General features: G+C 54.9%; 12 protein-coding genes. 7 read left to right on the plus strand and 5 right to left on the minus strand.

All coding sequences use genetic code 11. The features are described 5' to 3' along the window. Positions 1-33: 33 nt before the first annotated feature. Positions 34-948 carry a hypothetical protein gene (locus ADG72_RS04735; RefSeq protein WP_048712700.1) on the minus strand — a complete coding sequence of 305 codons (915 nt, stop codon included), beginning with the start codon at positions 946-948 and terminating at the stop codon, positions 34-36. Positions 949-966: 18 nt separating this feature from the next. After that, the gene (locus tag ADG72_RS04740) at positions 967-1,818 is read right to left on the minus strand and encodes an HAD family hydrolase (RefSeq protein ID WP_080978656.1); all 852 of its coding nucleotides are present in this window, start codon (positions 1,816-1,818) and stop codon (positions 967-969) included. 123 nt (positions 1,819-1,941) lie between these two features. Between ADG72_RS04740 and ADG72_RS04745 the strand changes: the two genes are divergently transcribed. The 6 genes from ADG72_RS04745 (at position 1,942) to ADG72_RS04770 (ending at position 6,333) form a co-directional block, all read left to right on the plus strand. Continuing rightward, on the plus strand, positions 1,942-2,940 hold the full coding sequence (locus tag ADG72_RS04745; RefSeq protein ID WP_048712703.1) for a hypothetical protein: 999 nt from the start codon (positions 1,942-1,944) through the stop codon (positions 2,938-2,940). After that, positions 2,937-4,076, plus strand: coding sequence for a TadA family conjugal transfer-associated ATPase (locus ADG72_RS04750; RefSeq protein ID WP_048712706.1), 1,140 nt, complete (start codon positions 2,937-2,939; stop codon positions 4,074-4,076). Before ADG72_RS04745 ends, ADG72_RS04750 begins: the two co-directional genes overlap by 4 nt. Positions 4,077-4,165: 89 nt before the next feature. Continuing rightward, the gene (locus tag ADG72_RS04755; RefSeq protein ID WP_239667661.1) at positions 4,166-5,113 is read left to right on the plus strand and encodes a type II secretion system F family protein; all 948 of its coding nucleotides are present in this window, start codon (positions 4,166-4,168) and stop codon (positions 5,111-5,113) included. A gap of 130 nt (positions 5,114-5,243) precedes the next feature. Further along, a complete protein-coding gene (locus ADG72_RS04760; protein ID WP_048712710.1) occupies positions 5,244-5,450 on the plus strand; it encodes a DUF4244 domain-containing protein in 207 nt (68 codons plus the stop codon). A 20-nt stretch (positions 5,451-5,470) separates the two neighbouring features. Beyond that, entirely contained in the window at positions 5,471-5,836 is a 366-nt protein-coding gene (locus ADG72_RS04765; RefSeq protein ID WP_239667662.1) for a hypothetical protein, read from the plus strand. Positions 5,837-5,838: 2 nt separating this feature from the next. After that, entirely contained in the window at positions 5,839-6,333 is a 495-nt protein-coding gene (locus ADG72_RS04770) for an Rv3654c family TadE-like protein (RefSeq protein ID WP_048712717.1), read from the plus strand. Between the two features lie 26 nt (positions 6,334-6,359). Here the strand turns inward: ADG72_RS04770 and ADG72_RS04775 are convergent, their stop codons facing one another. The 3 genes from ADG72_RS04775 to ADG72_RS04785 are packed head-to-tail and all read right to left on the minus strand — an operon-like array spanning position 6,360 to position 9,918. Beyond that, on the minus strand, positions 6,360-8,801 hold the full coding sequence (locus ADG72_RS04775) for a DEAD/DEAH box helicase (protein ID WP_048712720.1): 2,442 nt from the start codon (positions 8,799-8,801) through the stop codon (positions 6,360-6,362). Next, positions 8,801-9,421, minus strand: coding sequence for a YbjN domain-containing protein (locus ADG72_RS04780; RefSeq protein WP_048712723.1), 621 nt, complete (start codon positions 9,419-9,421; stop codon positions 8,801-8,803). The genes ADG72_RS04775 and ADG72_RS04780 overlap by 1 nt, the downstream gene beginning before the upstream one ends. Then, positions 9,418-9,918: a YbjN domain-containing protein gene (locus ADG72_RS04785; RefSeq protein ID WP_048712726.1), complete on the minus strand. Its 501-nt coding sequence runs from the start codon at positions 9,916-9,918 to the stop codon at positions 9,418-9,420. The genes ADG72_RS04780 and ADG72_RS04785 overlap by 4 nt, the downstream gene beginning before the upstream one ends. Before the next feature lie 264 nt (positions 9,919-10,182). On the opposite strand from ADG72_RS04785, the gene ADG72_RS04790 reads away from it, so the two are divergent. Then, the gene (locus tag ADG72_RS04790) at positions 10,183-11,313 is read left to right on the plus strand and encodes a phosphatase PAP2 family protein (RefSeq protein ID WP_048712729.1); all 1,131 of its coding nucleotides are present in this window, start codon (positions 10,183-10,185) and stop codon (positions 11,311-11,313) included. Positions 11,314-11,516 lie beyond the last annotated feature (203 nt).

The following is an 11,516-nucleotide window of genomic DNA, read 5'->3' on the forward strand; positions in this document are numbered from 1 at the left end:
AGTTTTGGGGATTACCCGCCGAGAAGCGCTGGATTATGCGACTTGGTCGGAGTTTGATGCGTCGTTGGGAGCGTAGCGACGAGCCCAGTAAATTCCCAAGGTCGAGGCCGCAAGGATCATTCCGTAGGCGGAAATAGTCGATGCGGACATCAAAATCTGGGTTCCCATCGATTTTCCGGGGGTCACGACGGCACCGGAGAGGCTTGTTCCAACGGGAATCAGAAGGAAGGCGGGGATGATGTACATCCATGCGACAACCTGAGGGCCGATCATTGACCAGCGCGAAACAAGCGTGATAAGTCCCAACATGACGGCAACTGCGATGCCCTCCGATGTGTGCATGGGAGTTTGTGCAATCACAGCGTGCAGTCCGCTGGCAGCCATTGGAAGCGAATCGGCAGGCGCACAGCGAACGAGAAGGACGACGGCAATAACTCCCAGTGGAAGTGAAGCCACCGCCACTGCGATTCGCTCACCCTGGTGGCGTTGAAAGGACACAAGCTGATCGGAATCCGGGCTGTTTTCGCGTGCGCGATGAGTCAGGGCCAAGGCAACGCCGCCGCCAAAAAGGATTGCAGCTACGCATATGGGGTAGAGATTCCAGGTTTGTGCGGCGGAAATATCGTTGGTTGAAAGGTTTGAGGCCACAAGGAAGTGGACCCGGAGGTAGCCAAAGGTCTGCAAGAAACCAATGGCAAGTGCCCATGCGGCAGCAATAAACATGCCAATGGAATTGCGCTCACAGTTGATAGAAATCATGGCCAGAAGAATGGCCGAAAAAGCCATGCCGATCATGCCCTCGACCGAGGCCAAAGGGACGCCAATCGCAGCTCGCGCCTGAAGATCTGCGAGCGACATTCCCATGAGGATCAGGGCAAGGGGCGCAAAGATGACAGCGAAGATCGCTGGACGCAAGATAGCGCCGACCGGGAGGGACAATCTGGACATATATCAAGTATGCCGGTACTAGCTGGGAATTGAGCGGCGTGCCCAATAGCCGATGCCTATTCCCCCTGCCAAAGCAATGGGGATCATTGCACGGGCAAGGCGGGCGCGCTTTCGACCCCGGATTCGCACTGTTCGCGTAAAGGACAGAGTCGGCCATTCGCGCTCGCGTGCAACCGCCGCAAGCGCTCGATCGGGATTCACTGCCCTTGGGTTTCCCACTAATTCGAGCATCGGCAGGTCAGAGATGGAATCGCTGTACGCAAAAGACTCATTCAAGTCCCAGCCGCGCTCGCTGGCTAGAGCTGCGCAGGCCTGGGCTTTTCCTTCCCCGTGGTTGAAATGGGTGATGGTTCCGTCGGCCAAGCCGTCCTGACCCTGCCCGACGATCGTGGATAAAGCATCGGGGATCGAAAGCAGGTGCGCAATGGGGCGAACGATCTCTAGTGGTGAGGCAGATGCGATGACAACGTGGTGACCCAGGAGTCGATGGTGATCGATCAGTGCCAATGCTTCCCTGTAACACAGAGGTGCAATCGTTGAATTTGTCACGTTATTGACGATTTTTTCAACGTGCTGTGGATCCCAGCCTCGAGTGAGCTCCCCCAAGGCATGCATCATCGAGCGCATTCGTTCATCATCAGCACCCGTGAAGAGGTAGGGAAGTTGGACAAGGGTTGCCCGTAGGGAATCCCAGCGGCTCATGACTCCCGCGTGAACCAGCGGGCTGCTCAGCGCCATTGCCGAGGCCGTGGCCAAGATGGTCTTGTCAAGATCGAAAAAGGCCGCGATACGGGTATCACCTTCTAGGTGTTGGTTGGCGCCGGGCAGGGTTGGCTTTGGAATTCCTGTGTTGTCATTGAGGATGCTCATCGTTGACACCTTGGCTTAATGCGGAAACAGCAGTGTTATCCACAGGGGTGGGATTGGCTCTAGTTTTCCACAGATTCCGCGGACGTGGTGGTATTGCGCGAAAAGAAAATTCACGCTTGCACCATGAAGAGCGAAGGTTACGTTGCATTTTGGGCACTTTCTCAAGGTGCTGAGCAATCATTGCGTGCGGTCTGTGCTCTGGTGGGGATTAATACTCGCGAGTGCCACCCAGAAGAATGTGAGCACACAGAATTCCGTGTTGAGGAAGTGATCTGCGCTGTCCTTGGTAGGAGCGAAGATCGAGCCCGGTGGGAGCACCGCGGAATCCACGTGTTGGTGATTGGAGATTCGCTGCGTCTTCCAGGTTGTGAGAAGGCGATCGGGCAGCTGATCCTTGCTGATCACGCGCGTCGGCAGGCTATGGTTCCGCCGTATTCTTCTCACCTTTGTGTGGGAATCGCAGGTTGGAGCGGGGGAGTAGGGGTCTCTGCTCTTGCCTGGGATCTGTGCGTGGACACGGGAAGTGTTTTGGTGAATTGCTCGGGACCTGGACCCGCACGAGGCCGTGGCGGACACATCCTTGTTCCCGAGGATGGGCAGGTGGCTTGGTCGCGCTTGAGTAGAGGCGAGCGTTATTTCCTTCCCTCGATCGCGAATAGTCTTCCCTGCGCTCAGGGGGTGTCTTTTATTGGCGGAGATTCACGCGGCTATGCCGATTCTGATGACTCGCGACTCCCGGGGCTTCTTGCCGCTTTGCGTGAAACTCGCAGTGTGGTGTGTGATCTGGGGAAATGGGGAGCGAAGTGTGAACAGACTGCGAGGAATTTTGATGCGCTCATTCTTATTGGTCTGGGAGATGCTGTTGGAGCTGCGCGTCTGTGTGCTCTCAGTGCGTCATTTCCATTTCCATGTCGAAGTTTTCTCTTAATCGCGCCACCTCCACGTCGTGGATTCTTTTCACGAACTCCACTTAGTGGACAAATCTCATCGACTCAAATCTCTCAAATTACCCACACCAAAGGAATGGGGGTGTATCCAGCGGGGATGAGGCCTCGGCAGGGGCGGAAAGGAAGACGTGCCCGCTTGCGACTGTGGGAGCAGATTGTGGAGCGCACGCAATGAGCCTGATCGACGATTGCCTTGTAGCAGCGCATTCGGGAAAGGAGGACAACCAAGCCGCGATACCTATCAAAGCTGTTGGGATGGGAATCGATGAGCTTGGTACGCATTTGGAAGAACTCGAAGCTCGCTTTAATGGCTTGGGAAAGATCTTGGCTCCCTTGATTCACCTTCCCGGAATTACAGATATTTTGGTGAATTCCAGACAGGTGTGGGCCGACTGCGGGCAGGGGGTTCAGCCGGCTGGATGCTCTTTTGACAGTGAAGAAGAAGTACGTGAACTAGCCGTCACAATGGCAGGAATCTGCGGAAAGCGTTTAGATGATGCGGCTCCGATCGTCGATGGAGTCTTACCCATGGGGATTCGTCTTCACGCGGTTATCCCACCACTTTCTGGTGGGGGAACTCTGATTTCCCTGAGGATTCCGGCAAGAAATGGGCTCAGCATTGAGCAGATGCGTGCGATGGGAAGTATAGACGACACCTCATATCAGGTGTTGATGCGTGCCCTTGATATGCGCTGCAACATCCTCATTTCTGGTGCGACAGGGAGTGGGAAAACCACTCTGCTTGCTGCACTTTTGGGCACTTTGCCCGACAGTCAAAGACTGATCTGCATCGAGGAAATGAGCGAGCTAAATCCTCAACATCCCCATGTTGTTCACCTTCAGGCCAGACAGGCTAATGCTCAGGGACGCGGGGAAGTGACTCTTTCGGAACTGGTTCGAGCTGCCATGCGAATGAGGCCGGATCGCATCGTTTTAGGGGAATGTAGAGGTATCGAAGTTCGCGACATTATGACGGCTTTGAATACCGGGCACCGCGGAAGTTTTGCCACGATTCACGCGAATACCCCCGCAGAAGTTCCCGCCCGACTTGCAGCGCTGGGAGCGCTCGCGGGAATGGATGCTCGGGCAACGGATCTGCAGGCAAAGGCGGCATTTCAGCTAGTTGTCCATATGGAGCGTGTTGCTCATGGTCCAAAGCGTGGCACCCGCCAGCTGACTCAGATTGGGATTTTTGGGATGGAAGATGGGGTACTTGCGTGTACCTGTGCCTATCGATGTGATTGCCGAGGCCGTGGGAAGCCCGGACCCGCGTGGGAAGGACTGCGCGCATTGCTCACTGAGGACCCCTGATGCAGGCCAGGACATTTCGTCGTGTTCTGATGTGGGATCCGCATCCATTGGCGCGTGGGCAGCAGCGATTCTGGTCGAATCTACAACGCGTGCAGACTCTTTCGTGGAGGGTAAGTACTTCATATTCCGGAATTAGTGAAGCGGCTCAATCTCTGCGAAAAGTCAGTGCTTTGGTTCGTGCTGGGTTGCCCGCGCGTGATGCATGGCTGCAAGTGGGAGAGGGAGAAGAAGGAGTGCCCTATGGGGTTGCTTCCATTGTTCTCAAACAGGCTGGAGAGCACGCGCGTATGGTTACTGCAGCCTGCGCCGTCTCCTACGAATTAGGTGCTCCTTTGTCAGCAGTTTTGGATGCTTTGGCGCAAAACTTCGATGATATTGAGAGCATTCAAAAGGCGCGGCGAGTTGCTGGGGCAGGCCCCGCCCTATCCGCAAAGATCCTCAACTTACTGCCACTGCTGGCACTGGTCGCGGTATTCATCATGGGGATTAACCCATTTCCTGTGCTTGTTGACGGGGGAGTGGGTTCGATGTGCGCACTCATCGGGCTGTCATTCTTGGGAGCGGGTCGATGGGTCTCACTACGTCTGATACGCCGATCGTCATATCAATGGGAGGAGAGCGCTCAGGAAGATATCGCAATCATCTCTGAGCTGGTAATTGCTGCATTGGATTCAGGAGTCTCCATTCCTCGAGCTTTGGAGTGCATTGGATGTTCAGCGCGAATTGAAGAGCTGGTGAGAGTCGCCAGTTGTTTGACTCTTGGTGTGAGATGGAATCGTGCCTGGGAGGGATGCAGTGAGGGGATAACAAGGATTGCCGAGGTGCTACGAGAAGCATGGGCGCGTGGAGCATCAGTTGATCATCAGTTGCATGCCTTAGCGGAAGCGAGCAGAGATCAAAGACTTAGTGATGCGCGTGCTGGAGCAGAGGAATTGGGAGTGAAATTGGTTGTGCCCTTGGGACTACTGATGTTGCCAGCCTTCATCTTCCTAGGGGTTGCACCGGTACTTCTGACAATGGCTCGAAATAGCTTCTAAGAATTCACCTGAATGCTATCCACAGTTTCTGTGTGTCGACGATTCATCCACAATTTTCGAGGCTGCGAAGATTTACGAGAGCTTCTTGGCGCACTCTCAAGACATGGGAACGAAGAGAAAGGAAAGGCCCATGTCGACGGAAGAAACACTTCACGACGATCGTGATCCCAAGAGTGAAATGATGACAGATCCAGAAGAAGGATCGACAACGGTCGAATATGCGATTGGGGCATTGGCAACAGCGGGTTTTGCCGGTTTGCTCTTAGTGGTTTTAAAGTCCGGTGTCGTTCAATCTGCCCTTGAACAGCTCATTAGCTCTGCATTGAGCATTTCATGAAACTAAGGTGCGGCCGCTCAATGCCGTCATCCGAAACGCATTCGGATGACGGCATGGTCAGCGTTGAAATTGCTCTGGGTACCTTTTCGATAGTCATCATGATTGCACTTGTCCTTTCAGTCTTTGCTGCTGCCATGACCACCCAGAATTTGTGTACTGCACTTTCGGCGGGCATTCGCGAAAGCGCTCGCGGAGGGAACGGGCAGGAAACTGCGCGCGTGATGTCTGCACCGATAGCTGGGGCCCACTTTGAGTTTTCCGCAGACGAAAAGTGGATCTACGGCAAAGCGCAAGCTCCCTATAGGGGCCCCGCGGGAATGATCGGCTTGAACTCGCAATGCAGATATCAGATGTTGCGCGAGAGCACTGTGGTTGGCGGTGATTGAGAATGGGTGAGAAGACTGATCCGGATGAAGGATCCGGGACAATCATGTTGGTTGGAGTTCTGGCTGCCCTAGCCGTTCTTACCTGCAGTGCGCTGGCCTACATTGCTCTTCTTGCGGCGGGGAATCGAGCCCAGAATATTGCGGATCTCAGTGCCTTGGCGGGAGCAGATATTTCCGCAACAGCTCAGTGGGAGTCGGTTGAGGAAAAAGCCTGTCGTGTAGCAAATGAGGTTGCTCAAGAAAACGGGGCAATGCTGAGCTCATGTCACTGTGAAAGCATCGACACGATCGTCACAGTGCGTGTGAGCAGTGGCTGGGGATGGAATGTCTTTCGCTCGGCTCGAGCGGGAGTTGATGATGAAAGTGCTGTAGATGCACTTGAGGGGCCTGCCCCCCGGCCGGCCCCTCAAGCATCCCATCAACACAGTGCGAGTTTCCCGAAAAGTCTTTCGGTGTGGCATCCCCACTTAAGCGGGGTCCAACTCTCGATGACTTAAATATAGGAAGTCATACTGTGTGGATACTATTTTGTATCTGAAAGTTTTCTGGGAATTTCTTCGAAAGGTGAATGTTCGACAAGGAAGCCTAAAAGGAGCTTTGCACCGACCTTTGAGAGCGGTTCATTCCCGTTTCCACACTTCGGAGACTGGATGCATCGGGGGCACCCGTCATGGCATTGGCACTCGGAAACAGCCTGATAGGTACGCTCCATCCATTCGCGTGCATGGGCGAAACCGTAATGCGCATAGCCCGCTCCACCCGGATAAGCATCGTGAACAAAGACAGTTGGTAAATCGGTATCCGTGTGGAGATTTGTCGAAAGCCCACCTAAATCCCAACGGTCGCAATTTGCTAGTAGGGGAAGAAGGGCGATCGAAGCATGCTCTGCTGCGTGGAGCGCCCCTAAGACATCGCCTTTATCGATTCCGATCGCTGCCATTGTCGCTGGACTCAAGGTGTACCAGCAGGCCTGGGTGCGTAAAGTGCGTTCGGGCATATCGAGTTGAGTATTTGAGATGTATTCCAGCCCCGGAAGTCGAAGGAGGTCAAAATCGGTGACCTGACGGGTGACATCAACAGTCCCTCGATACCAGTGAACAAGAGAATCTGGGCTGACCCATTCTTCACCAACACTGATAACCCGCAATGAGGTTGCGTCTTGGGCCCTAGTCCTGAGCGGTGTGCGAACTTCTTCGACATAGGCGATGCGTGTGGGGCCTTCTTCGAGAGAGAGGACGTGGAAGGTTCGTCCCTGGTGCACGTAGATCGCATCGGGAAACACCTGAGAATCTGCAGAATCTTGGGGAACAGAACCGATGATGCTTCCACTTCGAGTGTCGACAATTTGAACATCACCACCACTGCCGCGGATCTGGATTTCCTCCCATGGACCATCAGAAGAGCTGACATTCCATCTCCAGCCTCCACTTCGGTGGACTAGGAGCCCTTCCTGACCGAGCTCAGCTAAAAGAGCAGGAGCTCCACTTCCGAAAACAGATACCGCCTCGTCCTCAGGGAGAGGGAGTTCGGCCGCGGCTGCGCACAGGTGATCGCGCAAAACCCACGGGTTTTGAGGATCTAATACCGCTGCCTCGACAGGGGAAAAAATCTCATCGCTGTGATGAACAAGGAAAGAATCAAGGGGGTTGTCGCCGGCAATAAGAACAGAAATACCATCTGCCCCGGCACGTCCGGAGCGCCCAACCTGTTGCCAAAATGATGCGCGAGTCCCAGGCCAACCCGCGGTGATAGTGACATCAAGCCCAGAGATGTCGATACCCATTTCTAAGGCTGAAGTCGTTGCAAGTGCACGTAATCGACCCGAACGCAGTGCAGATTCTAGGGTTCGGCGTTCTTCGGGAAGGAAGCCTCCTCTATACGCAGCGACGGTCGAGGCTAATTCTGGAACGTCGCGGAGTTTGTCGCGGGTTTGGGCGGCGACGGCCTCGGCACCACCGCGTGAGCGAACAAAGGTCAGCAGGCGTGCATTGGCACGAATGAGTTCTGCACATAGAAGCGAAGCCTCGGTTTGGGCGGAAAGACGCTGAGTTGGAGCTTCAAGAACCGTTTCTTCGCCGGCCTCGGCGCTGCGAAGAGCAGAAAGGAAGGCATCAATTGATACATCCTCTTCACGCGGAACCTCGCGGCCCTCCCACATAAAGATGTGGTGAGTTCCGCGCCCGGAAGTATCGTCCGTGATCGCATCGACGTTCTCGCGGCCAATCATTGTCTGAGCAACGGATTGCGGATCGGCCAAAGTCGCGGACATCATAATGACCTGGACGTCTGCACCAAGGTGGCGTGCAATTCTTAGAAGTCGGCGTAAAACCAGAGAAATGTGGCTACCGCTGACTCCTCGCCACTGATGCATTTCGTCAACAATCACGTAGCGCAGCGATGCCAAAAAACGAGTCCAACGCTCATGTCGTGGGAGCATGACGTAGTGCAGGTAGTCAGGGTTCGTCAGGACGATATCGGCGTTTGCGCGAGCCCATTCCTTGGCTTCACGGGGAGTATCCCCATCGGCAAGTGCAAGGGCAGCGCCATGTTCGAGGCCGTCAACAAGACGGTTCAGTGAATGAAGCTGGTCTGCTGCAAGTGCTTTGGTTGGTGAGAGGTAAAGGCAACTTGGACGCCGGTGAATATCGGAGATTCTGTTTGACTCATCTGCTTGAACCAAGTCAGAAAGAATCGGTGTCCAGGCGACCAAAGACTTGCCCGAGCCTGTGCCGGTCGCAATGACAACATCGTGTCCAGAATGGATCGACTCAAGGGCTTGCACTTGGTGAAGCCACGGTTCATCGACTCCGCTTTGGCGCCACGCAGATACGACAGGGGTGGGAATCCACTCGGGCCACGCTGAAGTCAGGGCATCTTGCGCAGGAAGGCAGCGGTAATCGACAAACTGACCCTGTGTGCCTCGGGAACGAATGATCTCGAGCAGGTCCTCAGAGTGTGAATCCATCAGAGCCCGAAAGCGGCGCCACTATGAGCGGAGCGACCCTCGGCCTCGCTATCAGTGGAAGCAGAGCTACCCGGCTGGGGCTGCGCGAAGGACTCAGCGGGGGCCGAGGCCTCGGGCGAAGCAGAATAGGGAGCCGCCTCCGGAGCGACCCAACCCAAGGTCTGAGTTGCGGCCTCTTGCATGTAGCGGATTGCGTCAATTCCGGTTGAAATGCCAGCGCCCAAGTGGTCGGTGAGCTGCTGGTCCGATAGGCCGGCAGAAGTGTCAACGGCGAAATCGGCACATACCTGAAGAGAGCCGGCGGGATCTAGCATCCAATAAACCGTTGGGAAATACTTCTCGCGGTTCCATGAATCAGCTGCGGCGAAAAGTGGATGGCCGGCCTTTTCGGCGTCAAAGTCGGTATCCCAGACCGCGCGAATCGACAGGAATCGCTCGGAAGAATCCATGCTGAGTAGGAAAGGTACCCCGTCGAAAACGGCGCCAGCAGCGCGGTTTTCCGCCAAAACATCAGCTTGGAACTGCAGCTCAGAAAGCGTGCGCATTAAGCGATCGAAAGTCACTTTGTACGGCGTGATCGAATCCTTGGGTACGGGATAGGGTCCCGGAAGCGTGCTCATGATCGATCTCCCTGGTGGAGCGAGATGGTGTTCGCCTCGCTAGATGACTCTTGATCCGAATCTTGATCACTCCACGTGACGAATTCGGGAAGGGTTTCTTCAAGATCAGAGAAGAATCCCATAATCATCGACATTGAAGTTTCGAAGAAGGTATCGAGCTGGGCTTCCGAAAGACCGTTTGTCGCAACGATGTCGCATTCGGCGATCAGCCCGTAGCGTCGGCCATCTTCGAAAGGAGCCAAGTACGCCTTCGGGCCTGTACGCGTTGCATTACAGCGCCGAACTTCTTCAGTGAGCGACGCAAATTCGGCATCATCGTTGGCAATTCCACGCCAGTGCGCACGCAATTGCAGGATGTGGGGGTTCGATGTGTTCCAGAAATAGATCGCATTTCGTGTCGGAACAGCGAGCTCTTCGTCTGAAGATTCACCAAAATTCAGATCGTGACCGTGCAAGACAGCGCGAATGCGGTCGGTATTGACCGGAGAAATCGACACGTAGCACCCCTGATCCGAGTCGGTAGTGGCAGTGAGTCGCAGTGACTCACGCCTGTTGACTCCTCCACTCTAACCGAATGACCGGAGCGCGGCTCGAGATAGAAGCTTGAGAATGCGACAAAATGTTACCTCAATCAACCGAGGAAAAACCAAGTGTTCCAATAGAAAATGCCCCAGATGGGTGACTAAAATAAGACCTTCGAAGTACGCGAAACGAAACAGTTGCCACCCAAATTGGTTGTCGCACGAGGGAAGGGGGAGACAATGAGCGACCGCATTCCCGGTTATCCTGATCCTTCCTTTAATTCCGAAGAATCCGAGGCCTACGCACCCTCAGAGGATGCTGCAGAGGTTCCGGAAGCCCTCGCGGCCTCGACCTCTTCAAGGCGATTCTCTGGCCCCCAGGGCTCGGGGAGTACTACTTCTGAAACCCCCTCTTCTGGTGCTGGACGGCGACCGAACATTCGCCAATCAAGCCCGCGTGGTGGTAGTGCGCGTACCGGTGTGGGTGCTGCTCGGAGCGCCCCAAGGACTGTGGCTCCCGGCTATCGCCCTCGCCTCGTGCGTCGACTTTTTGCTGCGGGAGGGTGTGTGCTCTTCAGCATCCTTGTCGCTTGGGTTGCCGTCTTCACTGTTACAGGCCAGGCGATTGACACCTTGTCGATGGAAGCTGCCATGCGCTGGGCGGAGCCCTTAGGCGCTGTGGGAAGCACCGTAACGCACATTATTTCGGTTCCTGCGATGGTCGCTGTTGGTGGCCTGATTGTCTTGATTGCGTGGTTGCGCCGTCGTCCAACACTGGCTGGTCGCGCTCTGGGCATGATTGTTGCGGCTAATACGACGACTCAGGTTGCGAAGCTGCTCATTGATCGCCCGGATTTCCACGTGTCGGCAGCCATTTTGAATTCGCTTCCTTCGGGGCATACGACAGTTGCAATGTCCCTTGCTCTGGCATTGGTGATGATTGCTCCCGAATGGTTCCGAGGCCCCGCAGCATGGATCGGGTATATCTGGACATCCTTGGTGGGTATCTCCGTCATGGTTTTTGGCTGGCACCGCCCCGCCGATGTTCTTGTCGCTATGGCAATCTGTGGTTTTTGGGCACTGATCTTGTGTCCGCTGGAGACCCGCGTTCGCCACGGCGTGCCCGTCCAAAAAGCTATGGCTGTCATTGCAATGGCCAGCGCACTCATCACAGTTTTGGGAGTTGTCTATTCTGTGTGGGCACTTACTCCCAATGATCTGGCACAAATGGGTTCGGGCGGAATCACCTACGCAGAATTTTTGGATGCTCTTCCGCGTCGTGCGCATATTCTTGCCGGGATTTCATCTTTTGCCGTTGTCGCTGTTGCAGGTTTTGTTATTCACGAGGTTGACCGACTCTCGGCGAAATAGTCCCGTTTTTGAGTCAAAAGCGCGCTCGCTTTGGTTTCATTTAACTTATTCGCAAGCTATTCAGATACTCGCGCAATGCGTTCACCCACTTTCGTAATTTGCGCATTTTTGTCGAATGACAACACGCCGCATGTCGTAGCTATACCTTCTCCGCAACCACTAGATATTGTGGGACGCGTTCGTCTCGCGCACTAGATATTGTG

Origin of the sequence: Trueperella pyogenes, assembly GCF_001070855.1 — a bacterium.
Taxonomy (GTDB): domain Bacteria; phylum Actinomycetota; class Actinomycetes; order Actinomycetales; family Actinomycetaceae; genus Pauljensenia; species Pauljensenia pyogenes_A.